Here is a 24,232-nt window from a genome sequence, read left to right as displayed (position 1 = left end):
TATGACTTATTGGGATAAAGATACTATTCAGCTTGTTCAAAGTCTTAATGACAAATTAAAGATTGATCATTCTAAATGGCATAAAGATAAAGGAAATAAATATAAACGATCTGCAGAACTAATTTCGGCTGGATTATGCCATTTAATTATTTCTTGTAATGAGAAGGAGACTATTCAGTATATAGAAGAAAGTATTAAATGGTTAAAAGAAATTAATGTAGATCAACCTTGCCCTAGTAAAAATCACCTTTTTAAAGCCAACTGAAGCCTATTGCCTTTACTACTCCATCTAATATCATCAAAACATTCATTAATAATATAAAGTCCACGGCCATTTACACTACTTATTTTTTTTGGTAATTTGTAGTCTCTTTTTTTTATTTCTAAACCATTACCTTGATCTTGAATTTGCCAAACACACCAATTAGGAGTAATTATTCTTCTCACTCTAATATTTTTTTTAGGATCTAATTTATTTCCATGTTTTACTGCGTTAACTAGAGCTTCATGTAAACCAAGTTTTATTAGATAGCTTGATTGAGAATTTTTAATAGGTTCTAATAATTGATCGACAAATTCATTTAACTGTAATGATGATTCGAATTCGTAGTTTGACCAGTTAATCTTTGGTCTTTTAAAAAATTTTTTTAAAATATTTTTGCCCCGAAATAAGGACATAATAATATTTTTACACTATTTTAATTCTAACTTATTAAATACCTCATTTAAAGAATATTATTATGTCTCTCTGCTATAGCAGGATGTCGTAAGATAGAGTCCATAAGTCTTACTCCTCTTAGTTGATTTATTAATGGCATATGTCCATCAGGAGCATCCAATGACCAGCAAAAAGATCCAGGATATCTAGTCCATAAGCCCTCTTTTTTCCAACCTATTTTGGGCCACATTAATTCATATTTTTTCCCTACTGATTTTAATATCTTTGCCTGAATTGAGAATCCAAATCTACCAGTAGAATAAATATTCCATAATCGATCAATTGTTGCTAGATCTTTACCTGACATATTCCTAACTTCACTATAGAAAACATATCCACGTTTTTCAGCTAATTTTCCAGCTAATTTTCGTAAATAGGAACTTGTTAATCTATCTGCCTCTTCAAATTTTTGCTCAACCAACATCAATTGCAACTCTTCATAATTAATATCAATATCTGAATATGTATTAAACCAATTATTGAATTTTGAGTTTTCAAAGAATTCAGGCTTAAATTTTTTTAAAACTTGCAATATCCAACCAGCAGCCCAGTCATCTCCATCACTATCAAATATATCAAACAATAAAGGGCCAAGATTAAAAATATTTTCGACTTCAGATTCTATTTGAGTTAATGAATTTATTCTTTTCCTTTGATTGGAATCTACAAATTTTTTTATCAAATCTAATGTAGCATTATTATAGTTATCTTGTTCTTTGTTATTCATTTTAAAAAATCAATCTAAAAAAATAAAAACTATCCATGTATTTCAAAAGAAAAGAACTAGAGAAATTTAGAAGTTTTAAAGGACCACTTATAGATGTTAGAAGCCCGAGTGAATATTATAAAGGACACCTGCCTAATTCTATTAACATTCCACTATTTGATAATGAGGAGAGATCCATAATTGGAACGATTTATAAAAAAGAAGGAAGAAAAAAAGCAGTCATAGAGGGATTAAATTTTTTTGAAAAAAAAATGGAATTACTTCTTGATAATATATTCATGAGTATTGAGTCTGATAAAACTATTGCTAAAAAAAATAATGAATTTTTTATCAGAATATATTGCTCTAGAGGAGGAATGCGTTCACAAAGCATTGCTTGGCTATTAGAAAAATATAAGTTAAAACCAATAACACTTAAGGGAGGATACAAAATATATAGAAAATGGGTATTAGATATTTTCTCAAAAAAGTTGAACTTAGTAGTTATTGGAGGAAAAACAGGAACAGGAAAGACAAGATTATTATCGTTACTAGAGAAATATAAATATCAAACTATTGACCTTGAAGGATTTGCTTGTCATAGAGGAAGTACATTTGGAGGTTTAGGAATGAAAGAACAACCATCAAATGAACAATTTGAAAATAAAATTGCAGAAAAATTAAATTCCTTTAAAATCTCTAATAATATTTTTGTAGAAGCTGAAAGTGCAAATATAGGCAAATGCAAAATACCTCATGAATTCTTCAATCAGATGAAAAATTCAAGGAGAATAGAAATTATAAGGAGCGAATCTAATAGGTTAGATCAGTTGATAGATACATATAGTGTTTTTAAGAAAGAAGAACTCCAAGAATCTGTATTAAGGATTAAAAAAAGATTAGGACCACAAAGAACAAAAATAGCTCTCGAATCAATTAATAATGAGAGATGGGACTTAGTTTGCAAATCAGTTCTAGATTATTACGATAAATGTTATGAATATGAGAAGATTGGTAAAACAAATATAAAGATATTAGATTTAACCGACAAAAAATATGATGACAGTATTCTAGAGTTAGTAAATAATGTTTTATAAATAACTACAAACGAATTTGAAAAATATTTCCTAAAATAATAAATTATTAAACTAACATTATGACAGCAAATAAAACTGCAAAAATACAATTTTATGAAGGAACCGATGAACCTGTAGTTCCTGAAATAAGACTCACTAGGAGTAAGGATGGTACCACCGGCCAAGCTTTATTTTTGTTCGAAAAACCTCAGGCGTTATCTTCAATTACAGACGGTGAAATTACAGGTATGCGTATGATTGACTCAGAAGGTGAAATATTAACTAGGGAAGTTAAAGTAAAGTTTGTTGATGGAGAACCAATATTTTTAGAGGCAGTATATATTTGGAAGAACACATCTGACTTTGATAGATTTATGAGGTTTGCAAATAGTTATGCCAAATCAAATGGGTTAGGATATTCTGAAAAGAAGTAGGATATTTTGAAAATTGAGTAGTTCATCATATTTCAAGTTAGTAGTTATTTTAATAACTTCGTTAATAGTTTGGACTCTAAGAGATTTTCTCCTATTAATAATTTGTTCCTTAGTAATTTCAAATATTGTATGTAATTTATGTAATCAAATACAAAAGGGTTTGAAAATTCCCAGACCCCTGTCATTGTTTCTTGTCTTAACTGTTATATCAGTAATAGTATCTACTATTTTTATTCTTGTATTGCCTCCGTTTATAAAAGAATTCAATGAAATACTAGTTGATATTCCAAATGGTTTGTCAAAAATAAATATTTTGATTAATACGAATCTGAATAAATTTAATGTTTTATTGTATGGTGAACAATCAGAAAATGTTATAGACATTTTCAGTCTTATAAATAATGTAGTAACTATTCCAGATGCCTCAACTATTGCAAAAGCTATTCAAGAAAGTTTTAAAAATTTAATAAATATAGCGGGCAATCTTGGTTCAGGTCTTTTGAAATTAATATTCGTACTAGCAGTGAGTTTAATGATTTCTATTGAACCAAAACAATATAAAGAAAATATACTTTTATTAATTCCAAAAAGCAATCGTAACAAATTTAGAAATATTCTGGGAAAATGCAATACCGCATTAGCAAATTGGACCTTTTCTATGGTCATAAGCTCATTATCAGTAGGTCTATTATCATTAATAGTTCTTTCTATATTAGACGTTAAATATGTTGTCTCAAATGCTTTAATAGCTATGGTTCTTAATATTATTCCAAATATAGGTCCAGTTATTAGTGGGATATTTCCAATCTCAATTGCACTACTAGATAATTTTTGGAAACCACTAGCCGTTTTAGGAGCATATGTAATCATTCAAAATATTGAAAGTTATATAATAATGCCATCTATTATGAAGAAAAAAGCAAACTTACTTCCTGGGTTAACATTAATATCACAATTTGGATTTACCTTCATTTTTGGGCCATTAGGCTTAATACTTTCTCTTCCATTAGCTGTAGTAATTCAGGTTTTAATCAAAGAAACATTTAAAGATATTTAAAAACTACTTTATTTTTTTATATAAATATGGGTAAGAAAAAAGTATAAAGAAAGCTAAGGGATGTTTACCAATAGCAAAATATAGTGAATTAAAAGTAAAATGATCAAATAATATTCTTAGCTCAGTAGAAAGATCTATTAATACTAAAGAAAATAAAATTATCAAATAGTAATTCAATTTCATAAAATTTGATTCCTAATCTCAGTCTTTAAGCAACAAAGATGGAGCCAATAAAATACTTGAATAACTTCCAACTATAATTCCTAATGATAAGGCTAAGGAAAACCAAAATAGCGAATAAGATCCAAACAAAATTATGCTTAATAAAGGGATTAGAGTTGTAATACTGGTAAACGTTGTTCTCCTAAATGATTCGTTTACTGACAATTGTATAGTTTCGTTATAGCCTTCTTTCTTTGATTTTAAATTTTCACGAATTCTATCAAAAATAACAACAGTATCATTTACTGAATAACCAGCAATAGTAAGCAAGGACACAGCAAATAAACTATTTACCTCGACAGATAATATAATTCCCAACCAAGAGAATATACCGAAAACAATTAATAAATCATGGAATAAAGCTAATAATGCAAATAATGCATATTTTTTATCAAATCTAATAGTTATATATAAAGAAATTGCAAATAAAGAAACTAACAATGAAGTAACACTATTAGTAAGTAATCTTTTTCCAAGCTTTGGACCTATTAATCTTGAATCCTTACTCTCATAATTAAGAGGTCCAATAATATTGTCAAGATTACTAATAAGATTATTTGATTCTTCGATACTCAAATAAGGTGTTCTTATTGAAATCAATTTATTATTATTTTGGGATTGTAATTTAATGTTATTTAATAAGTTTTTATTTTTAGAGTTCTCTCTTAGATTTTCTAAAACCGAATCAGGAGAAAAATTAGAACATTCCTCCTTACAAATTCTCTCTATTCTTAGTTCATTTCCCCCAACAAAATCCATCCCTAAATTTATAGGTTTCTTATAAGAAGTATTAAAAGTAGAATATAAAATTCCTAAAAGACTTAACAAAATAAGAATAGTTGAAAAACCAATTATCTTTCTTTTATTTTTTATTAGTTCAAGATTGAATTTCATGGGAAATTTAAAAATAAAAAATTTATTGTGAAAAATTATTCCTGGGTAGATAGAGATTTTTTTGTCTGAAAGATTGATATGTTATAAAAAATCTCAAGATAGTTTTAGAACAATTTAATGAGGTAAACAAGCTTATTAAGACTCCAATACCTAATGTTGCTGCAAAACCTTTAACAAAATTTGTTCCTAATAAAAACAATACAAAACAACTTAGAAGAGTTGTAATATGGCCATCAACTATAGATGAATTAGCTCTTTGAAAACCGCTATCAATAGATCTTGTAAGAGTATTACCTTCATATAATTCTTCTCTAATTCTCTCAAATATTAAAACGTTTGCATCAACTGCCATACCAATGCTAAGTATAAGACCAGATATTCCAGGTAAAGTCAAAGTTACAGGAATTAAAGAATATAGAGCCAAGTTAAAAAAACCATAAAGTACTAGAGAAAGAACTGAAACAAAACCTAGAATTCTATAATTCAAAATCATAAAAATACCAACAAAAATTAACCCACTAATAGCTGCATAAAGACTTTTTAAAATATTTTTGGATCCCAACAGAGCCCCTATTGTGTTAGTTTCTACTATTTCAATTGGCAATGGCAATGAGCCTCCTTTAAGTTGAACTTCTAATTCTCTAGCATTTTCAGCACTAAAATTACCGCTTATTGTTGCTGATCCACCTGTAATTCCAGTACTAGCAAACTGATTACCAACACTGGCTTCACTTATTGATTCACCATCTAAAATGATAGCCAATAGTTGATTAGTACCAGCAATTGACTTTGTAATTTCTGCGAACTTATCACCTCCTGAATTACTAAAAGTTAATAAAACTTCCCAATTACTATTTGTTTGTTCTTGTCTCCTTCCTGCATTAATAAGATCCTTACCAGATAAATCTGTTTTAATAAATAAATTTGTAATTTCTTTATCTACATATTTTTTGATTTCAATTAACTTCCCATATAAATCATTACTAGTAGATGAGTAATTCAATTCTCGCTCTATATCTTTAAGATCATCTTGAATAACTTTTAAGAAATTATCATCATTTTGACTTTTTTCTGCAAAGGAATATTGTTCTATTAATTCTTTAATACTCAATCTCTGAAGTTGCAGGGTTTTTAAATCTGTAGATGATCCTTCTTTTTGGGTTCTGAATTCTAATAAAGCAGTCTTACCTAATACCCTTGAAGCAACTAATGGATTTTGTTCACCTGGCAACTCTAAAATTAATTGATCTCTTCCGAGGGTTTGCAAATTAGACTCAGAAACTCCTAAATTGTTAACGCGCTTATCTATAACCGAATTAACTGCTTCAAGTTCATCCCTTGTTACCTTACCTTCTTCTTTAATAATTTGTAGTGTAAGTTGAGAACCCCCTTGTAAATCCAATCCCAACTGTAAGGGATAATTTATTAATAGATAAACAGATAAAGTAAGTAGAAATATAATAAAAAAAAGCCAACCTTGCCTTCTTTTCATTTTCTATATACTCCAACTAATTAAGTGTTCAACTTTTTCAACTATTTGATGTGGTTGGATTATTGTCAAGTTCTCAAGATTTCCATTATAAGGAGTAGGAATATCCTGACTAGATAATCTAATTGGTCGGGCATCAAGGTCATCAAAACATTCTTCTGTTATCAAAGCAATTAATTCTGCACCAATACCTCCAGTCTTCATACATTCTTCAACAATAATTACTTTATTTGTTTTTCTTATTGATTTTGAGATGGTTTTCATATCAAATGGTTTTAAACTTATTAAATCTATTAACTCAACATCTATTCCTTTTTTTTCTAATTCTTCAACAGCTTTAAGGCAGTGATGTCTCATTCTTGAATAAGTCAATAAAGTAATATCTTTTCCTTCTTTAACAACGTCAGCCTGATCTAAAGCACAAATATAATCACCCTCAGGTAATTCTTCAGATAAATTGTATAGAAGAACATGTTCGAAAAATAGAACCGGATTATCATCTCTTATAGCTGCTTTCATTAAACCTTTAGCATTTGTGGGTGTACTACATGCAACAATCTTGATGCCAGGAACTGCATGAAAATATGCTTCAAGTCTTTGACTGTGCTCAGCACCAAGTTGACGACCAACTCCTCCAGGTCCTCGAACTACTGCTGGTATTTTATAATTGCCGCCACTAGTATATCTAAGCATACCCATATTATTTGATATCTGATTAAAAGCCAAAAGCAAAAAACCCATATTCATTCCTTCTACTATTGGTCTTAAGCCTGTCATTGCTGCACCAACTGCCATACCCGTAAAACTATTCTCTGCAATTGGAGTATCTAAGACTCTTAACTCTCCATATTTTTCATATAAATCCTTAGTTACCTTATAAGATCCTCCATATTGACCAACATCTTCCCCCATAACGCAAACATTTACATCATTTGCCATTTCTTCATCAATTGCCTCTTTCAAAGCATTAAATAATAATGTTCCAGCCACAATTAATTACCTAATTAATCACATATATAATCCTACCACTTTGAATAATTCAACCTCCTTCAGCGAAGGTAATGAGTAGTAATATTGATAAAATCATTCCAGGCGAAAGTAAAAGAACTAAAAGGCCTAAGTCATGTAAAGACATTCAAAGAAAGTATTTTCTTAATAATATTGGCAATTCAATTTTTCTTCAGAAAAAAACTGCGAATAAATACAATAAAAAGTCCTATACCTATAAAAGCAAATGAGAAAGTTAGCAAAAAAGATAATCCAATTATTAAGGTATTAATACTAGAAGAAATATTTTGGACTATTTCAGAAGAATTAGATGGTTTATGTACTGAAAAATAAATTGCGATTTTATTACTTAAAAAATAAAAAAATAAAAATAATAGAAAACTTGTTAATGATCCTACAATAAAATTTAATGGTCCTTTTTCGGGAATTTTTTTTTCAATAATCTCATTACTATTATCAGCCACAATAAAATTTGAATAAAAAAAATTTAAATGAATGTTATTCCCTTTTCAAGGAAAGTGCAAACCCAGGCATCGTAACCTTTATTTCTAAACAATTTATAATTTGCAGTTAATTCTTTTTTAGCAGTCTCTATATCTTTAAAAAGTGCAAAGCATGTAGGGCCTGATCCACTCATTGAAAATGTGAGACAATTTTCTAATTTAGAGAGTAAATATAATGCCTGCTTTACAGAGTCATTTTCATTTTCAACAACTAACTGCAAATCATTTTTAATAGATAAATATTGATTATCAAAATTTAAATTATTTAAACCATTATCTCTTAAATTTTTTCTTATATTCTCAATCTTTTCTCTATCAGTAAGATATTGAGCACAAAATCTATTACTATATTTTTTATAAGTTTCAGCAGTTGATACTGATACATCGGGATTTTTTAAAAGAATTGCTCCATATTCAAGGGTTGAATCTAATTTCTCCAAAATTTCGCCTCTTCCAAAACATAATTGAATACCACCATTTATAAAAAAGGGAATATCAGATCCTAAAGTTGTTGCTAATGAATATAAAGTTTCTTGATCTAATTTCAAATCCCATAAATTATTAAGACCAATTAATGTTGCTGCTGCATTACTGGATCCACCAGCTAATCCTGCGCCAATTGGGATATTTTTTCTTAAAAATATATTCGCACCGTAATCTATATTTGATTTTTTCCTTAATAGATTTGCCGATTTAACAATTAAGTTATCATCAGATAAGCTTAAATAATTACAATCAGACTCAAGTTTAATTAAACCTTCATTATTAATTTCAAATTCTAAATAATCAGCAAGATCGATATTTTGCATAATCATTGCTAACTCATGAAATCCATCCTCTCTTTTACCAATAACTTCAAGGTGCAAATTTATTTTGGCAGGAGATTTTATATTAATTTTCTTTTTAGCTAAATCTTGCATATACTTAAATTTTTATTTTTTAATTTTAATACAATTTTCTGCAAGCTTAATCCATTGGTCAATTGAAATATCTTGTGGTCTTAAATTAAAACAAATTTTTGAAGATTCAGATAATTCATTTATCTCTTCATTTGAAAGTATTGAATTAAGGGTATTTCTAAGCATTTTTCTTCTTGAATTAAATGAAATTCGAAGAAGTTTATCTATATATTTTTCTAGACTATTATCTAATCTTAATTCATTTTTAATTGGTTCGAAAACTACTAAAGAAGAAAAAACTTTTGGAGGCGGACTAAATGATGAGGGCGGCACATCACATATTCTTTTTATTTTTGATAAAAGTTGCATTCTTATACTAAGCGCACCAGCATTGGGACTACCTTCTTTTGACAAAATCCTATCTACAACGTCTTTCTGCATTAAAAAAATTATTTTTTCGTAATTATAGTTTCTTATAATGCCCAATCGACCTATGAAAATATCCAATATTGGGCCAGTTATATTGTAAGGAATATTTGCAATCACTTTTGTAATCTTCTTACTAATCGAATCTAAATTTACAGAAAGAATATCTCCCTGCTGCAGTGAAAACTTATCATTATTATTGAATTTATCATTTAATAAATTTATTAAATCTTTATCTAATTCAATTGCATGTAATTTTTTAATTTCTGAATCTAACAATTTAGATGTTAAAGCTCCTTTACCAGGACCAATTTCTAAAATAAAGTCATTTTCATTAAGAACAGCAATTTCTTTAATTTTTTCTAATATTTTTTTATTTACCAACCAGTGTTGTCCATATCTTTTTTTTTGATGATAGTTTTTAGAATTCATCTAAAAGATAAATAATATGTTTAAATTAAATATGAATTTATTTAATATTTTATATCATGAGCTTATCAAAAAAAAATTTAGATAAACTCAATAAATTTAAAAAAAAGAAAAATTTAAATAATTACACAAATATAACTAATAATGATAAATTAACCTCCAATCCACTTAATTCAGAAGATCCCAATAAAATTTTTTATTCGTTAATTGATAATTCAGAATCTTTAGAAGAGACTTCTAACGTTAATAATTCACTAAGAAAAAGTGAGATTAATCAAATGAATATGAATTCTAAAAAAGATAATTTTTCCAAAAAATTAACAACCGAAGAGGAACTATATGATGAATTTAATTATCTTCTTGATGAATAATTAGTTTTAATATTTACTTATGATTCAGAGTAATAGATTAGCAATTTATGCTATCGGCAAAATAAAGAAACTTTGGATTAGAGATGGAATTAATCAATACAAAAAAAGAATGCCTGAACTTATCATTAATGAGTTAAAGACTTTTAATTTAAATAATCTTAGATCCAATAACAATATTATTATCTGCCTAAGTGAAGAAGGAAAACAGTTTAATTCAGTTGAACTATGTTCCTTACTTTTGAATTTTAAGAATAAGAAAATTAATTTCTTAATCGGTGATACTGATGGAGTGAGTTCAGATATAAAAGAAAAATCAGATCTTGTTCTAAGCCTTTCTCCTTTAACTTTTCCTCATGAATTAGCTAGATTAATCCTGATCGAGCAAATCTATAGAGCTATTTCTATATCAAACAACTCCCCTTACCATCGTTCTTAAAAAGATTAGATTCAATCTAAAATTAATCTATAAAAGTTTAATAACTAACTATTTTTAATTTTTTGCTATATAGTACATATATACTATTAATTTAATCTTGGATTCTTTTGATTCAACTACTAAAATATCTAAAATCCCCTTATTAGCTGATTCGGTATCAGCAGGGTTTCCTTCTCCTGCAGATGACTATACAGAAGAAAATATTGATTTAAACGAACATTTAATATCTAATCCTTTTAGCACTTTTTTTCTTAGAGTTAAAGGTGACTCAATGATAAATGCAGGAATTAAAGATAAAGATTTAATAATAGTAGACAAGAGCTTAACAGCCAGACCAGGGAATATCATCATTGCAATGATAGACGGAGAATTTACAATAAAAAAATTATCTATAAAAAATAATGAACTATATTTAAAAGCAGAAAATCATAATTATCCTGATTTTAGATTTAAAAACCATATTGATGTACAGATATGGGGAGTTGTTATTTATTCAATACATAGCTATTTATGATAATTTCAAATATTGATGCAATAGCTCTTATAGATGCTAATAATTTTTACGCGTCATGTGAACAAAATATTAATCCTCATTTGAGAAATAAACCAGTAGTAATTTTATCTAATAATGACGGATGTATCATTGCAAGAAGCCCTGAAGCGCGAGCTTTAAAAATTAAAATGGGAACTCCGTATTTTAAGGTCAAACAAAGACTAAATAAATTAGATGTAGCAGTCTTAAGCTCAAACTACTCGCTTTATGGGGATATGAGCAGAAGACTAATGAATTTACTGAAAAACTACTGTGAACAGATAGAAATTTATTCCATTGACGAAGCATTCGTCTCGATTTCTAGACCTAATGATGAAAATCTATATCCTTGGGCAAGAAGCATAAGATCATTAATATATCAGAATCTAGGGATTACCATAACAGTAGGAATAGGAGAAAATAAAGTAAGAGCAAAAATTGCTAATAAACTAGCTAAAAATATTGATTATTCAGCTGGAATATTTGATTTAGCTAGAACCGAAAATGAGAATAATTATTTGAAAAGAATTAGTATAGATAAGATATGGGGAGTCGGGAAGCAAACCTCTAAGTGGTTACAAAGTAAAGGTATTAAAAATGCGAGAGAACTAAGAGATATGGAGGAAAATGAAATCATTAAGAAATTAGGCATCGTAGGGAAAAGACTGCAATTAGAACTGAAAGGCCATAGATGCCTGCCCATAGAAAAAAACAAGAAATCAAAAAAAGAAATTCAGGTGAGCAGGAGTTTCGGCACGCCTATCACAAAATTAGAAGACTTAACTCAAGCATTGGCAACTCACGCAATAAAAGCCTCTGAAAAAATGAGAAGTCAGAATTTACAATCATCTAATATTAGAGTATTTGCTAGAACCAGTAAATATTCAAGTCAAAATTATCAAAGAAGTGCTCATAGAAAACTTACAAATGCAACAGATGACACAAACAATATTTTAAAAATAGTAGTTGAATTATCTAAAGAAATTTATAATCCCGAATATAAATTCTCAAAAGCTGGTGTTTTAATGCAGGATTTAACAAATAGCGAATATTTACAGCAATCAGTTATCAATTACAAATCTCAGAAAGTCTTAAAAAAATCAACAAATCTTATGAAAACGATTGATTTATTAAATAAAAGATTTAATAACAATGCAATTACATGGGCCATTACAAAAAATCCACAAAGTTGGAAGATGAATAAGAATTTCTTAAGTCACTCATCTACAACTGATATAGAACAAATCCCAACTATAGTGAAGTAAACAAAATAGAATGGAATTTATATTATTTTTGAGCCAATTAGATAAAGATATTCTTAACTTATTAATGAAAGCAAGCTACATAGTTGAAGAAAATAAAATTGAATGTCTATTAAACAAAGAAATAAAAGGGTTACATAATTTTAAAGAAAATAAAATAATAATATGTACTGAAAATGCAAAAAGAAAAACAAATTATAGGAATAAGAATCAACAACCAAATAAAGATAACTTCAAAACAGAAAGGGCGATAAGAAAAGCATTAAGACACGAAGCAGTTCATGCGATACAAAAATGTAATAACAATAAAACAATAGAGGATATAAAAAAATTAGAAAGCAAATTGCATCAAAGTAAAAGAAAAGCATTAGAGTTCTCTAGTTCAAATTTTTCTGGGACTTATGCGAAAGAAGTAGAAGCTTATGTTCTTGAAGATAAACCCAAAAAAGTTAAAAACTTGATTAAAAAATACTGCCTATAAATTAAAAATTTTTATATTAACTAGCGAGGAAATTGCCACAACGTTGTTTGTCTAGGAAATTTATATGTTGTCTTTCTAGGTAATATAATTCCTGAAATTTAATGGCATCTGAGTTTAAATCCTTAAAAAGATCATCTATCTCTTTATTTGTATTAGAAGAACCTGAAGAAGGATTATCAATTAAAATAGATATGCAATTTTCTAAAGTTTTTAATCTTTGAGATCCCCAAGATTCTATCAGGTGTCTACATCTTTTTAGAGAATTATATTTCTCAAGAAGTGATAATGTTCCTAGTAAATTTTCCTTAGGATTACTCAGCAATGTTAAAAACAACTCATTTGGATTAATAAAAATATTAATTTTATTTGATGATTCAGGATTATTGAGAGCCAAGTAGTCAGGCAGAAGTGAAATTAAGTTAATAGAAGAAAAATCATTTTGAAGATTTTGACTATTTGATTGTTTCAAATCATTTAAGTAATTTAAACCTAAATTATTTTGTTCAATTTTTGAAATAGCGGCCCATAGACTTTGAATATAAATAGTATTAAAACCATTGATTTCTCTTTTGATAAATTCATCACGAATAAATAGCCTAAGATCTGGACAATGTAAATAATAAAAAATTATTTCCGATTCATTTTTCTCCCGTCGGGAAATTTCATTTGGTTGTTCAAATTTTTTTGCTCTACCATGCCAACGAAATCCCTTTACTTGATTTCTTAAATCTTGTTCAAATTGTATTGCCAACCTAGCTTGTCCCTTACTTAATTGTTCGGAAACTTTTTGTAAATAATGAGTTCTGGTTGTTGACTGAGGTAATTTACTCAACAATTTTACCAATGAAGAAATAACACTTTGGAAAATTTCAGACTTAGTTAAATCTTGATCTTTAAAGATCTGATCAATCTCCCAATCAATCCAAAAGGATGAATTATCAATTAAATTAAAATAATCTTCAGGTTTATGACTATTCAAATATTCGTCAGGATCTTTAAAATGACTTAGTTGAAGTATTTTAAGATTAATTTGATCATGAAGAGATAGGGTCTCAACTTCTTTAATTACTCTTTTTGTAGCTAAAATTCCTGCATTATCGGAATCAAAATTCAAAATTATATTTTTATTATCTGTACATCTACAAAGTTGAGAAATTTGATACTTATTTAATGCGGTACCGAGAGAAGCCACAGAATTAGTTATACCTTTTGAATGAAGAGAAATAACATCAAAGTAGCCTTCCACAATAATAGCTTTATCTCTTTTTCTAATATCACTAGAAGCTTTTTCAAAGGCAAACAACATTTTTCCCTTTTCAAAAATCTCTGATTCAGGAGAATTAAGATATTTGGGTTCCTGACCATCAAGAGATCTTCCTCCAAAGGCAACTACTCTTCCCTGCATATCATGTATTGGAACCATTAATCTATTTCTAAAACGATCATAAATCTTGTCAGAATTATCTTTAGAAATTGCAAGGCCTGAAGCTAATATTAAATTAATGGGGAATTTTTCTACCTTGTAAAGATAATTAAATAAATCATTCCATGAATTTGGGGCAAAACCTAATTCAAAGTTATCAATAATCTTATTACTCAAGTTTCTTTTAGATGTTAAATATTTCATGGCTTCAAAACCAAGAGAATTATTTAATTGAGACTTAAACCAATTTTTAGTGACTCTTAATATTTTATAAAGCTCTTCCTTTCTAGATAATTGTTTTTTGTAAGCTTCTACTTGGGGACCATCAAGATTTTCAACATTAATATTATTTTTTTTAGCGAGAGAAAGTACAACATCTGAAAAATTTGCACGAGTAAATTCCATTAAAAATTTAATAGAGTTTCCACCTGCACCACAAGAAAAACAGTAATAGAACTGTTTAGTTGGTGATACTGTCATAGATGGCTTAGTATCATCATGAAAAGGACAAATTCCAACAAATTCCTTGCCTTTCTTCTTAAGAACAATATGTTCAGATATAACGTCAACGATATCTGCTTTTTCCTTAACCTCTTGAATAGTTCTTGGGTGTATAGAATGAACCATTGAGATTTTTATCAAAAACAAATAATGATTTATTTGTTATAGGTCAAAATCAAATAAGAATCTACTTAATTTCACAATAAAACTATTTTTAAATGATAAATATCGCAGAATTAGAAAAAAAATTTTATTCATTGAATAAGTTTAATTTGGTATTTGCTTCGTTCTTCTTTAGTTTGATGACTTTATGCGTAAAAAATATTGATAAAAGGATACCTATTTATGAATTAGTTTTATTCAGATCATTGTTAAGTTTAATTATTACATTATTAATAATTAATCTAAAAAATATAAATCCTTGGGGCAACAATAGACCATTACTTATCTTAAGAGGTGTTTTAGGAACTTTAGCTTTAGTTTGCATTTTTTATGCGATAAGAAATATGCCCCTTAGTATATCTACTGTCATTCAGTACACATACCCTATCTTTATATCTATATTCGCTGGCATATTTATAAACGAAAAGATAACTCGGAATATAATTTTTGCTTTAGTTATTGGGTGGATTGGAATATTAGTAATATTAAATCCAAGTCAATTATCAAATATAAACGTTGAAATTGAAAATGTTTCGATTTCGATAGCTTTTCTTGGGGCAATCTGCACTGCATTGGCTTACGTTACAGTTAAGAAACTTTCATTTACTGAAGATGTTTATGTAATTATTGAATATTTCCCACTTGTTTCTTTTATAACTTTATTACCAATTGTATTAATGAACTGGGTTACCCCAACTTGGAATGAATTATTTTGGATAGTTGGCATTGGCTTATTTACTCAATTAGGTCAGACTTTTTTAACTGTAGGATTAAAAAATTTACCTGCTTCTGAAGCATCAACAATTAACTATTTGCAAGTTTTATTCGGGTCAATTTGGGGGGTTTTGTTTTTTAGTGAAATAATAAATATAAATTTTTTATTAGGGGCTTCACTAGTATTATTAGGAACTATTATATCTACTACCAAAATAATCAAAAGGACATAGAATGTAATTATTAAAATAAAAAAAAAAGTGAAATTTATCTATTTAGCTTTATTATTTTGTTTTTCTCCTATTGTTCAAGTTAACGCAACAACCCCAAAGTCAGTAACTTGCACAAGAACTGAATACAGAGAGGAATACATTCCTGGAACCAAATCAAATCCAGGCTACGTAAAAAGTTATGAGGTGGACGTTGTAATACCTTGTGGAGGTCAAAATAAAGCTGAAAAAGATGATAATGACTGTAGTGAAGGTTCTGTTATAGGAGGACTTCTTGGTGCTGGAATAGCACTATCTTCTTCTAGGGGGAAAGATAGGTTTTGGGCAGTCCCTGCTGGCGGTACAGCAGGAGCACTTATTGGTTGTCAGGTGGATGGTGGTTAATTGATTAGTTGGATAAATGGAGAATTGGTTGAATTATGGCAAACTAATCAAAAGTTTTTTGTTTTAATAAATTGTCAAGGATTAGGATACGAAATACAAATATTAGAATCCTTTTTTCTCAAATTAAATAAAAATCAGACATCTAATAAAAAAATTACTCTTTGGTTAAAACATATTAAGAAAGAAGATTCAGATTTATTATTTGGCTTTACATCAAAGGAACAAAAGAATTTCTTTATTGAAATTTTAAGTATCCGAGGTGTTGGTTCTCAAATCGGTATGGGGATATTAAATAAGTTCTCTATTAGTGAAATTATCAATGCAATAAAGACACAAAACAAAAAATTAATTTGTTCCGTTCCTGGTATAGGACAAAAAATGAGTGATCGGTTAATTTTAGAACTAAAAAATAAATTTAAAAGTGAAATACAATTTGAAGAAGAAAAAGCAATAGATGAATTTGAGATTAAGGATCCAGAAATTAATAAAATGATCGAAGATCTTCAATTAACTCTTCAATCATTAAATTACAAAAATAAAGAAATCAGTACTATTTTGCCAATTATTATTAATGAAGTAGATTTCATTGCAAAAAAAGAAAATAATTTATCATTTGAAAATTTATTGAAATTAGCTATGAATTATCTAGATAAGGAAAATAGTAATATAGCTAGCTGACGTAGTATCATAGAGTGAAAGAAATAAAATTTATGTCATTAGATACAGCCGAAAAACAGAATCTTATTGAGACTCATCAAGTACATCCAACTGATACAGGTTCAGCCGAAGTTCAAGTAGCACTGCTTTCAAAAAGAATATCGAAATTAAGTGACCACCTCCAAGGAAACATTCATGATTTCGCTTCAAGGCAAGGATTATTAAAAATGATTGGTAAAAGGAAAAGATTACTTTCTTTCATAAAAGACAAAAACCTTCAGAAATATCAAGAACTAGTAAAGAAAATTGGAATCAGAGGATGATTTCAATTAATGAAAAAAAAGCAATCTAAAAAAAAGACTCCATTTAAAAAGAAAAAAAATTATCCTGAGAAAACTGCGTTTGCTAATCTAGAAAAAGCATCAAGTACTGAAACTGCCCCAAAAAGATCATCAACTGGGATACCAAAATATGTTGCTGATAGAATGGCAAGAAGAATATTTTTTACGGCAGGAATTCCCACAATATTAGGGATGTCAGTTTTTGTTGTTAGCTATATTATAGTTACCAGAAATATTGCTGAAATACCTCCTTCATCAACAATTGCAATTTCAGCATTGTTTTTTTTATTAGGTCTAGCAGGATTGAGTTTTGGAATATTATCAGCTAGTTGGGACAAAGAGCCTGGATCTTTCTTTGGTATTGAAAATATTCCAATGAACATACAACGTGCAAAAGCAGCATTCAAACCTGCAACTCAAAATTTCGAGGATAAAAGTTAATCTAGGAAACTAAAGATTTCAAATTAACTTTGAATGATTTATCTTCTAATGATTTGCATACTCCTTGAATATCTCCAATGCAGAATTGTTCTCCAAATTTAACGTAGGTAACACTATTTTTATTTCTCACTGCTGCTAAAACTGGAATCTTGATTCCACATCTTTCTTTATCTGGTTTAAATTTAGTTAAACAGTTTCTCAAGATATTTTGCACTCTTACATCTGATGCTTGTGAACTTTCAAGATTGATGATAAGTAATTTAAGGTTATCTATTTCTCTACAATCATCAATTATTAACTGAGTCTTATCACTTTTTTTATCTATTGTTCCCCAAACCAATAATCTAGTATCAGTCAAAAGAAATTCTGATAATTTTAAATAGGTTTTTGGAAAAACTATTGCTTCGCAACTTCCAGAAAGATCTTCTAACTGAACTATAGCCATCCTATCTCCTTTTCTCGTTGTAATTTGTTTCAAATCAGGGATCATTCCAACTAAAGATACTTTGGTTCTATCTTTTGTTTCTTCTAATTGAGAAATGCTTATAGGTGATACAAGTTTTGCTGGCTTAGTTAAATGCTTTAGAGGATGATCAGATAAATAAAAGCCTAATAGCTGCTTTTCTAACTTTAACTTCTCAATAAGTGAATAATCATCAACCTTAGCTAATTGTGAATCTGAAAAAGCAACATTAGAAAATTCTTCTTTAGAGTCAAATAGATTTCCTTGGCCTGATAGTCTATCACGATTTCTTGAAGAGGCCCACTCAATAACATGTTCAAGATCTGATAATAACTGAGCTCTATTATTATCATTTGAAAACTCATCTAATGCTCCACAATGAATTAGAGATTCAAGACTTCTTTTGTTAAGAATATTAGAAGGCAAACGGTCGCACAAATCTGATAATGACTTAAAGGTTCCCGAGCTATTTCGGTTCTCAATTATATTTCTTATTGCAGAATCTCCTAAATTCTTAATTGCAGATAAACCGAATAAAATCTGATTGTTCTTTATGGTGAAATCAACCCCAGAAAAATTAATGCTCGGTGAAATAACTTCTATTCCCATAGAATAACAATTAGAAATATATCTTTGCATCTTATCGCTAGAGCCGGAATTTACGCTTAAAAGGGCTGCCATATATGCAACAGGAAAATGGGCTTTTAAAAATGCAGTTTGATAAGTTACGGCGCCATAAGCAGTTGAATGACTTTTGTTAAAACAATATTCTGCGAATAAAACCATCTGATCAAAAAGATCATTTGCTAATTTTTCATTTACACCTTTCTTCATCGAACCATCTACAAAAATATTCCTATGCTTTACCATTTCAGAAACTTTCTTTTTCCCCATCGCTCTTCGAAGTAAATCAGCATCCCCAAGAGAATAACCGGCTAGGTCTTGAGCAATTTTCATGATTTGTTCTTGGTAAACCATAATTCCATAAGTTTCAGTGAGAATTGACTTTATAAAAGGATGAGGAAAATCAATCTTTTCGTTCCCATTTTTTCGATTTATAAATTTAGGTATAAGGCCTGCGTCTAGAGGACCAGGTCTATAAAGAGCAAGTATGGACGAAATATCCTCAAGAGAGTTAGGCTTGAAATCCTTAACGACCTGTTTCATACCGGAAGATTCAAGTTGAAAAATACCTTCAAGATCTCCCCTCCCGATAAGCTCAAAGGTTTTACCATCATTTTGTGGTAAATCATCAATGTTTATTTTCATTCCAGTAGATTGATTAATAAGAGAAACTGTCTTTTCAATCATCGTAAGATTCTTTAGACCCAAGAAATCCATTTTCAATAATCCAAGTGATTCGATATCGTCCATAGAATATTGGGTTATTATTTGTCCTTCATTATTTCTTTGAAGAGGGACAAGTTCGTCAAGGGGATCTGATGCTATAACAACTCCAGCAGCATGTACTCCATATGTTTTATTAGTTCCTTCAATTCTCAAAGCCAAATCAATCCATTTTTTCACCCTATTATCGTTAATATATTTGTCTCTAAATTCATGGCTAGGAGAATTCTTATCAATCATTTCATTTAATTTATAAGGTTTCCCTCTTACAACAGGTATTAACTTAGCCAATTTATCCGCCTCTCCATATGGTATATCTAAAACCCTTGCAACATCTTTTAAAACCGCCTTAGAGGTCATCTTATTGAATGTAATTATTTGCGCAACTTTATCCTCTCCATAACGATTAGTAACATAATCTATAACTTCATTTCTCCTGTCAATACAAAAGTCGGTGTCAATATCTGGCATTGACTTTCTTGCTGGATTTAAAAATCTCTCAAACAACAAACCATGTTCAACAGGGTCTATATTAGTAATTTGAAGAGCATAAGCTACTAATGAGCCTGCAGCAGAACCTCTACCTGGTCCTACAGGGATAGAGTTATCTCTAGCAAATTTGATGTAGTCCCAAACAACCAAAAAATAATCTGGAAAGCCCATATCCTTAATAATTTTTAATTCGGAAGATAGTCTTTTTTTATAGTTCTCATCTACTTCTGTAATATCATTCTTTTTAAGTCTTTTTAAAAGGCCTTCATTAGATAATTGTGTAAGGAAAGAGAATGAATCTGTATCTTCGCTAAGAGGGAATTTTGGCATTCTATAATTACCAAACAAATCGAATACTTCAACTTTTTGAGAAATTTCTACTGTATTGTTCACCGCCTCAAAAATTGATTCATCGTCAATATGATCTTTAAAAAGTTCAAGCATTTCATTTTCACTTTTAATATATTCTGTACCGGTATATCTCAATCTTTTTTCATCACTTATTAATTTTCCTGTTAATACACAAAGCAAAGCGTCATGTGCTTCAACATCCATACTTGATAAGTAGTGTGCGTCGTTGGTAGCTATGACTTTTATTTGGTGCTTCTTCCCAATTTTTATTAACTCAACGTTAACAATTCTATCCTCAATAGAGCCGTGATCTTGTATTTCTAGATAAAAGTCATCTGCAAATAAATTTTTATACCAAAGTGCTATATCCTCTGCAACGTCTAATCTACCTTTTAAGATAGCCTGAGGTATCTCTCCACCAAGACAAGCTGTAGAAACTATCAAACCATCACTATATTTTCTTAAAAGAGATTTATCAATACATGGTCTAGAAAAAATGCCTCGACCTCTCATCCCATTTAGATGACTAATTGTTGTCAACTTCACGAGATTCTTATAACCAGTATAATTTTTTGCTAACACCACCAAATGATATCTTTTTTCTTTTTTTGGTTGAGGGTCATCAATAGAACCATTAATCACATACATCTCATTACCAATAATTGGTTTTATACCTTTCTCTTTACACTTCTTGACCAATTCAAGAACACCATACATAACTCCATGATCAGTAAGAGCAATAGATTCCATTCCAAGATCAGAAGCTCTATCAACAATTTTTGAAATTTGACTAGCACCATCAAGTAAGCTGTAGTCACTATGATTATGAAGCGGAACGAAAGCCATATTCAAATAATTTATATATATAAGATAGAGAAAATTTCTAAAAGATCTATACTTTGTGATTACAAATTAATTATTAATACAAATTTAGAACAAAGGTCTGCTCTTTATTACCTGAGCATCAATTTCAAAAATATTTGCAGCATTTAATATTCTATTTTCTTCTAGTACATTGCCTATTAATTGCATCCCAATAGGTAATCTTTTAGTATCAAAACCACAAGGAATACTTATTGCTGGGAGGCCTGCTAAATTGGCAGGAACAGTTAATAGATCAGACAAATACATTGAAAGTGGATCATTGACAAAATCTCCCTTCAAAAAAGCAGTGGTTGGGCAAGTTGGAGTTAATAAAATATCTACTTTCTTAAAAGCATTATCAAAATCTTTTCTTATTAGAGTCCTAACTTTTTGTGCTTTTTTGTAATAGGCATCACTGTATCCAGCTGACAAAGCATAAGTGCCTATCAAGATTCTTCTTTGTACTTCATCTCCAAAACCTTCAGCTCTACTTTTTGAAGTCATATCTATAAGATTTGAACCTTCATTCGATCTGTAGCCATATTTAACTCCATCATATCTTGCTAAATTTGCAGAGGCTTCAGATGGAGCAATGACATAATATGTCGCAATGCCATCGTTAAATCTAGGACATTCAACTTCGATAATTTCAGCCCCTAAAGCTTTGAATCTATCAACTCCAGAAAGAACAGATTCCTTAACTTCTGAATTAAGTCCTGGATGTTCAAAACATTCTTTAATGATTCCAATTTTTAAACCTTTTATAGATTTATTTAAGTCCGTCAAATAATTTGGTACAGGCTTATCAAGACATGTTGAGTCGAAGGGGTCTTTACCAGATATTGAATAAAGAATTTCAGCCGCATCTGAAACAGTATTTGTAATTGGGCCAATTTGATCAAGAGAACTAGCAAATGCTACTAGCCCCCATCTGCTAACTCTGCCATAAGTAGGTTTAAGACCTACGACACCACAAAAAGAAGCTGGTTGTCTTATTGATCCTCCTGTATCAGAGCCAATAGCCGCTGCACAAAATCCAGCGGCAACTGAAGCAGCACTACCGCCTGAACTGCCTCCTGGTACTCTATTAATATCCCAAGGATTTGAAGTGACACCAAATATAGAAGTTTCCGTTGAACTACCCATTGCAAATTCGTCTAAATTTGTTTTTCCTAAGCAGACCCCTCCTGAAGACCATAATTTACTCGAAGCGGTGGATTCATAAGGAGCAACAAAGCTTTTGAGCATTTTACTCGCACAAGTTGTTACAACTCCTTTGGTGCAAATATTATCTTTAATTGCTATTGGCATCCCAGCGAGAGGAGGCAATTTTTCTTTATTTTGAATTAATTTATCAATTTTCTCTGCTTGGGCGATCGCATTATCTTTTGTAGTACAAATATATGAGTTAATTTCAGGATCTTTATTATCAATTTTGGCAAGAAAATCATTAACTAATTCTTTGACAGACGCATTATTGCTAATAATTTCCTTTCTTAAAGAACTAAAATTCATTTCTTTGTTTATTTCTTAAATTAAAAATTATCAAACAGTTAATGGTTCTTCTTTTTTGCAGCGAACCAAACTATGTTTAATATTTTTAGATCCTTCATCAGAAAGATCATTAATAAAAGAAGATATATTTTCTTTTAAACTACGTTTAGTAATAAATGGACCGAACCAGTAAGTACAACTAGGTTGATCTGTCTCAACTTTAGCCCACCAGGCTAACCCGAGTTTGTTTCCAAAATTTCTAATCAATTTTATTGGCCAATTAGACCAGCAATTCTTGTTAAATTGTATACAATTTTGTAGTTAAAATTCAATAAATTTCAATCAATCATATAAATGTATTGAAATAATAACAATTTAGAAGTTTTTAATATAAATGATTTTTAATAAATAAATTATTTACTAGTCAAGTGAAATAATGAAATAGCGGCAGCCACGGAGGCATTTAAACTTGAAGTCTTACCTTTAAGGGGAATACTTAAAAGATAATCACATTTTTTTTGAGTAAGCAAGGAAATCCCTTTATCTTCAGAGCCAACTATAACTACCAAAGGGGCTTTTTCTAGAAAATTTGAGAGAGATAATTGCCCATCTCCAGACAAGCCAACTACAAGAAACCCATTTTTCTTAAGCTCCTCAAGTGCTCTATTTAAGTTAACAACTCTACTTACTTGTAAGTGTTCTAGGGCTCCTGCAGCTACCTTGGCGACTGTACCCGTCAGTCCAGCAGATCTTCTCTGAGGAATAATGATGCCCTTGCAATCAAATGCTTCCGCTGATCTTATAATCGCACCAACATTATGTGGATCAGTTATACCGTCTAATGCGAGTATTATAGGATTTGTACAGTTGTGTTTAGAAAAATCAATTAATTGTTCTAAAGAGATTGCTTTAGAACTTGCTAACTGCAATGCAACGCCTTGATGAGAAGCACCATAAGTTAATTGGGAAAGTCTGTTCCAAGAAACCTCTTCAATAAGGACACCTTTTGATTTAAGGTCCTTAAGCAAAAGATAGAATTTGTCTGAAGAAAAGATTTCCGAAGTACACCAAATCCTATTAATCGCTCTTTCGCTATTAAGAGCCTCATAAACCGAATGTTTACCCCATATCCAATCATCAAAATTTCTCTTGTAAGTAAACTCTTGATTAATTTCAGCATTTTTAATAGGAAATTCTGTCTTAGATTTAAATTTTGGCTTTCTATTTTTTAAAGATAAAAATTTATTATTTTTGTCATTTTTATTTAAATTTTCAATATTTTTATTTTTAGCAGAACTGTTCAAAATTCTTTCATTTTTTTCAGAACGTTTTGTATTTTTTGAGTAATAACCAATATCAGATTTTTTGTTGTACTCTTTATTATTTTTTCCTGGAAAATTTTTTTTTGAAGTGTTTTTCATAGGT

The 24,232-nt window shown here is 29.4% G+C and carries 27 protein-coding genes; 14 read left to right on the top strand and 13 right to left on the bottom strand.

The window, feature by feature from the left end; genetic code table 11:
* Position 1 precedes the first annotated feature (1 nt).
* Positions 2-265 carry a DUF6439 family protein gene (locus tag EU98_RS06110; RefSeq protein WP_032515430.1) on the top strand — a complete coding sequence of 88 codons (264 nt, stop codon included), beginning with the start codon at positions 2-4 and terminating at the stop codon, positions 263-265.
* On the opposite strand, the gene EU98_RS06115 is transcribed toward EU98_RS06110, so the two are convergent.
* Positions 244-678 carry an ATP-binding protein gene (locus EU98_RS06115; protein WP_032515429.1) on the bottom strand — a complete coding sequence of 145 codons (435 nt, stop codon included), beginning with the start codon at positions 676-678 and terminating at the stop codon, positions 244-246. The genes EU98_RS06110 and EU98_RS06115 overlap by 22 nt on opposite strands.
* Before the next feature lie 47 nt (positions 679-725).
* Positions 726-1,445 (bottom strand): GUN4 domain-containing protein, encoded by a 720-nt coding sequence (locus tag EU98_RS06120; protein ID WP_032515428.1) that lies wholly within the window; start codon positions 1,443-1,445, stop codon positions 726-728.
* Between the two features lie 35 nt (positions 1,446-1,480).
* Between EU98_RS06120 and mnmH the strand changes: the two genes are divergently transcribed.
* Genes mnmH through EU98_RS06135 form a run of 3 tightly spaced genes read left to right on the top strand, consistent with a single transcriptional unit; the run spans position 1,481 to position 3,991 of the window.
* Positions 1,481-2,521 (top strand): tRNA 2-selenouridine(34) synthase MnmH, encoded by a 1,041-nt coding sequence (gene mnmH, locus EU98_RS06125; protein WP_032515427.1) that lies wholly within the window; start codon positions 1,481-1,483, stop codon positions 2,519-2,521.
* A gap of 59 nt (positions 2,522-2,580) precedes the next feature.
* Positions 2,581-2,934 carry a photosystem II reaction center protein Psb28 gene (gene psb28 / locus EU98_RS06130; protein ID WP_025914549.1) on the top strand — a complete coding sequence of 118 codons (354 nt, stop codon included), beginning with the start codon at positions 2,581-2,583 and terminating at the stop codon, positions 2,932-2,934.
* A 13-nt stretch (positions 2,935-2,947) separates the two neighbouring features.
* Positions 2,948-3,991, top strand: coding sequence for an AI-2E family transporter (locus EU98_RS06135; RefSeq protein WP_032515426.1), 1,044 nt, complete (start codon positions 2,948-2,950; stop codon positions 3,989-3,991).
* A 201-nt stretch (positions 3,992-4,192) separates the two neighbouring features.
* On the opposite strand, the gene secF is transcribed toward EU98_RS06135, so the two are convergent.
* The 6 genes from secF to rsmA all read right to left on the bottom strand — a co-directional run bounded on the left by secF (position 4,193) and on the right by rsmA (position 9,864).
* The gene (gene secF / locus EU98_RS06145; protein WP_032515424.1) at positions 4,193-5,107 is read right to left on the bottom strand and encodes a protein translocase subunit SecF; all 915 of its coding nucleotides are present in this window, start codon (positions 5,105-5,107) and stop codon (positions 4,193-4,195) included.
* Between the two features lie 22 nt (positions 5,108-5,129).
* Positions 5,130-6,599 (bottom strand): protein translocase subunit SecD, encoded by a 1,470-nt coding sequence (gene secD / locus EU98_RS06150; protein ID WP_032515423.1) that lies wholly within the window; start codon positions 6,597-6,599, stop codon positions 5,130-5,132.
* 3 nt (positions 6,600-6,602) lie between these two features.
* Positions 6,603-7,586 (bottom strand): pyruvate dehydrogenase complex E1 component subunit beta, encoded by a 984-nt coding sequence (locus EU98_RS06155; RefSeq protein WP_032515422.1) that lies wholly within the window; start codon positions 7,584-7,586, stop codon positions 6,603-6,605.
* Between the two features lie 179 nt (positions 7,587-7,765).
* Positions 7,766-8,068, bottom strand: a complete 303-nt coding sequence (locus EU98_RS06160) for a DUF3082 domain-containing protein (protein WP_052045503.1) — start codon at positions 8,066-8,068, stop codon at positions 7,766-7,768.
* Positions 8,069-8,091: 23 nt separating this feature from the next.
* Positions 8,092-9,027 carry a 4-(cytidine 5'-diphospho)-2-C-methyl-D-erythritol kinase gene (ispE, locus tag EU98_RS06165; protein WP_032515420.1) on the bottom strand — a complete coding sequence of 312 codons (936 nt, stop codon included), beginning with the start codon at positions 9,025-9,027 and terminating at the stop codon, positions 8,092-8,094.
* 12 nt (positions 9,028-9,039) lie between these two features.
* A complete protein-coding gene (gene rsmA, locus EU98_RS06170) occupies positions 9,040-9,864 on the bottom strand; it encodes a 16S rRNA (adenine(1518)-N(6)/adenine(1519)-N(6))-dimethyltransferase RsmA (RefSeq protein ID WP_032515419.1) in 825 nt (274 codons plus the stop codon).
* A gap of 56 nt (positions 9,865-9,920) precedes the next feature.
* Between rsmA and EU98_RS06175 the strand changes: the two genes are divergently transcribed.
* The 5 genes from EU98_RS06175 (at position 9,921) to EU98_RS06195 (ending at position 12,943) form a co-directional block, all read left to right on the top strand.
* Positions 9,921-10,232 carry a hypothetical protein gene (locus EU98_RS06175; RefSeq protein ID WP_032515418.1) on the top strand — a complete coding sequence of 104 codons (312 nt, stop codon included), beginning with the start codon at positions 9,921-9,923 and terminating at the stop codon, positions 10,230-10,232.
* 19 nt (positions 10,233-10,251) lie between these two features.
* On the top strand, positions 10,252-10,668 hold the full coding sequence (locus EU98_RS06180; RefSeq protein ID WP_032515417.1) for a 23S rRNA (pseudouridine(1915)-N(3))-methyltransferase RlmH: 417 nt from the start codon (positions 10,252-10,254) through the stop codon (positions 10,666-10,668).
* 97 nt (positions 10,669-10,765) lie between these two features.
* Positions 10,766-11,182 (top strand): LexA family protein, encoded by a 417-nt coding sequence (locus EU98_RS06185; RefSeq protein WP_032515416.1) that lies wholly within the window; start codon positions 10,766-10,768, stop codon positions 11,180-11,182.
* Positions 11,179-12,465: a Y-family DNA polymerase gene (locus tag EU98_RS06190; RefSeq protein ID WP_032515415.1), complete on the top strand. Its 1,287-nt coding sequence runs from the start codon at positions 11,179-11,181 to the stop codon at positions 12,463-12,465. Before EU98_RS06185 ends, EU98_RS06190 begins: the two co-directional genes overlap by 4 nt.
* 10 nt (positions 12,466-12,475) lie before the next feature.
* Positions 12,476-12,943, top strand: coding sequence for a hypothetical protein (locus EU98_RS06195; protein WP_032515414.1), 468 nt, complete (start codon positions 12,476-12,478; stop codon positions 12,941-12,943).
* 16 nt (positions 12,944-12,959) lie between these two features.
* Here the strand turns inward: EU98_RS06195 and dnaG are convergent, their stop codons facing one another.
* A complete protein-coding gene (dnaG, locus tag EU98_RS06200; protein ID WP_032515413.1) occupies positions 12,960-14,993 on the bottom strand; it encodes a DNA primase in 2,034 nt (677 codons plus the stop codon).
* A gap of 92 nt (positions 14,994-15,085) precedes the next feature.
* Here dnaG and EU98_RS06205 point away from each other — a divergent pair, with 92 nt between their 5' ends.
* From EU98_RS06205 to EU98_RS06225, 5 genes are read left to right on the top strand one after another with little or no spacing between them, the layout of a single operon-like run.
* The gene (locus EU98_RS06205) at positions 15,086-15,976 is read left to right on the top strand and encodes a DMT family transporter (protein ID WP_032515412.1); all 891 of its coding nucleotides are present in this window, start codon (positions 15,086-15,088) and stop codon (positions 15,974-15,976) included.
* 27 nt (positions 15,977-16,003) lie between these two features.
* Positions 16,004-16,357, top strand: a complete 354-nt coding sequence (locus EU98_RS06210; protein WP_032515411.1) for a glycine zipper 2TM domain-containing protein — start codon at positions 16,004-16,006, stop codon at positions 16,355-16,357.
* Positions 16,358-17,035, top strand: a complete 678-nt coding sequence (gene ruvA, locus EU98_RS06215; RefSeq protein WP_032515410.1) for a Holliday junction branch migration protein RuvA — start codon at positions 16,358-16,360, stop codon at positions 17,033-17,035.
* A gap of 32 nt (positions 17,036-17,067) precedes the next feature.
* Positions 17,068-17,337 (top strand): 30S ribosomal protein S15, encoded by a 270-nt coding sequence (gene rpsO / locus EU98_RS06220; protein ID WP_032515409.1) that lies wholly within the window; start codon positions 17,068-17,070, stop codon positions 17,335-17,337.
* A 9-nt stretch (positions 17,338-17,346) separates the two neighbouring features.
* Positions 17,347-17,796, top strand: a complete 450-nt coding sequence (locus tag EU98_RS06225) for a PAM68 family protein (RefSeq protein WP_032515408.1) — start codon at positions 17,347-17,349, stop codon at positions 17,794-17,796.
* A gap of 1 nt (position 17,797) precedes the next feature.
* Here the strand turns inward: EU98_RS06225 and EU98_RS06230 are convergent, their stop codons facing one another.
* From EU98_RS06230 to rlmB, 4 genes are all read right to left on the bottom strand, one after another.
* A complete protein-coding gene (locus EU98_RS06230; protein WP_032515407.1) occupies positions 17,798-21,295 on the bottom strand; it encodes a DNA polymerase III subunit alpha in 3,498 nt (1,165 codons plus the stop codon).
* A gap of 84 nt (positions 21,296-21,379) precedes the next feature.
* On the bottom strand, positions 21,380-22,828 hold the full coding sequence (gatA, locus tag EU98_RS06235; protein ID WP_032515406.1) for an Asp-tRNA(Asn)/Glu-tRNA(Gln) amidotransferase subunit GatA: 1,449 nt from the start codon (positions 22,826-22,828) through the stop codon (positions 21,380-21,382).
* Between the two features lie 30 nt (positions 22,829-22,858).
* Complete coding sequence (locus EU98_RS06240; RefSeq protein WP_032515405.1) at positions 22,859-23,074, bottom strand: DUF1816 domain-containing protein; 216 nt, start codon at positions 23,072-23,074, stop codon at positions 22,859-22,861.
* Between the two features lie 146 nt (positions 23,075-23,220).
* Positions 23,221-24,228 carry a 23S rRNA (guanosine(2251)-2'-O)-methyltransferase RlmB gene (gene rlmB, locus EU98_RS06245; RefSeq protein WP_032515404.1) on the bottom strand — a complete coding sequence of 336 codons (1,008 nt, stop codon included), beginning with the start codon at positions 24,226-24,228 and terminating at the stop codon, positions 23,221-23,223.
* Between the last annotated feature and the right edge of the window lie 4 nt (positions 24,229-24,232).

Origin of the sequence: Prochlorococcus marinus str. MIT 9314 (assembly GCF_000760035.1) — a bacterium.
GTDB classification, from domain to species: Bacteria; Cyanobacteriota; Cyanobacteriia; order PCC-6307; family Cyanobiaceae; genus Prochlorococcus_A; species Prochlorococcus_A marinus_B.
This window is presented reverse-complemented; position numbering and strand designations above follow the sequence as displayed.

Coding starts and splice junctions, on each gene's coding strand:
- EU98_RS06110 (WP_032515430.1), top strand. CDS start 2: ATGACTTATTGGGATAAAGATACTATTCAGCTTGTTCAAAGTCTTAAT.
- EU98_RS06115 (WP_032515429.1), bottom strand. CDS start 678: ATGTCCTTATTTCGGGGCAAAAATATTTTAAAAAAATTTTTTAAAAGA.
- EU98_RS06120 (WP_032515428.1), bottom strand. CDS start 1,445: ATGAATAACAAAGAACAAGATAACTATAATAATGCTACATTAGATTTG.
- mnmH (WP_032515427.1), top strand. CDS start 1,481: ATGTATTTCAAAAGAAAAGAACTAGAGAAATTTAGAAGTTTTAAAGGA.
- psb28 (WP_025914549.1), top strand. CDS start 2,581: ATGACAGCAAATAAAACTGCAAAAATACAATTTTATGAAGGAACCGAT.
- secF (WP_032515424.1), bottom strand. CDS start 5,107: ATGAAATTCAATCTTGAACTAATAAAAAATAAAAGAAAGATAATTGGT.
- secD (WP_032515423.1), bottom strand. CDS start 6,599: ATGAAAAGAAGGCAAGGTTGGCTTTTTTTTATTATATTTCTACTTACT.
- ispE (WP_032515420.1), bottom strand. CDS start 9,027: ATGCAAGATTTAGCTAAAAAGAAAATTAATATAAAATCTCCTGCCAAA.
- rsmA (WP_032515419.1), bottom strand. CDS start 9,864: ATGAATTCTAAAAACTATCATCAAAAAAAAAGATATGGACAACACTGG.
- EU98_RS06175 (WP_032515418.1), top strand. CDS start 9,921: ATGAGCTTATCAAAAAAAAATTTAGATAAACTCAATAAATTTAAAAAA.
- EU98_RS06180 (WP_032515417.1), top strand. CDS start 10,252: ATGATTCAGAGTAATAGATTAGCAATTTATGCTATCGGCAAAATAAAG.
- EU98_RS06190 (WP_032515415.1), top strand. CDS start 11,179: ATGATAATTTCAAATATTGATGCAATAGCTCTTATAGATGCTAATAAT.
- EU98_RS06195 (WP_032515414.1), top strand. CDS start 12,476: ATGGAATTTATATTATTTTTGAGCCAATTAGATAAAGATATTCTTAAC.
- dnaG (WP_032515413.1), bottom strand. CDS start 14,993: ATGGTTCATTCTATACACCCAAGAACTATTCAAGAGGTTAAGGAAAAA.
- EU98_RS06205 (WP_032515412.1), top strand. CDS start 15,086: ATGATAAATATCGCAGAATTAGAAAAAAAATTTTATTCATTGAATAAG.
- rpsO (WP_032515409.1), top strand. CDS start 17,068: ATGTCATTAGATACAGCCGAAAAACAGAATCTTATTGAGACTCATCAA.
- EU98_RS06225 (WP_032515408.1), top strand. CDS start 17,347: ATGAAAAAAAAGCAATCTAAAAAAAAGACTCCATTTAAAAAGAAAAAA.
- EU98_RS06230 (WP_032515407.1), bottom strand. CDS start 21,295: ATGGCTTTCGTTCCGCTTCATAATCATAGTGACTACAGCTTACTTGAT.
- gatA (WP_032515406.1), bottom strand. CDS start 22,828: ATGAATTTTAGTTCTTTAAGAAAGGAAATTATTAGCAATAATGCGTCT.
- rlmB (WP_032515404.1), bottom strand. CDS start 24,228: ATGAAAAACACTTCAAAAAAAAATTTTCCAGGAAAAAATAATAAAGAG.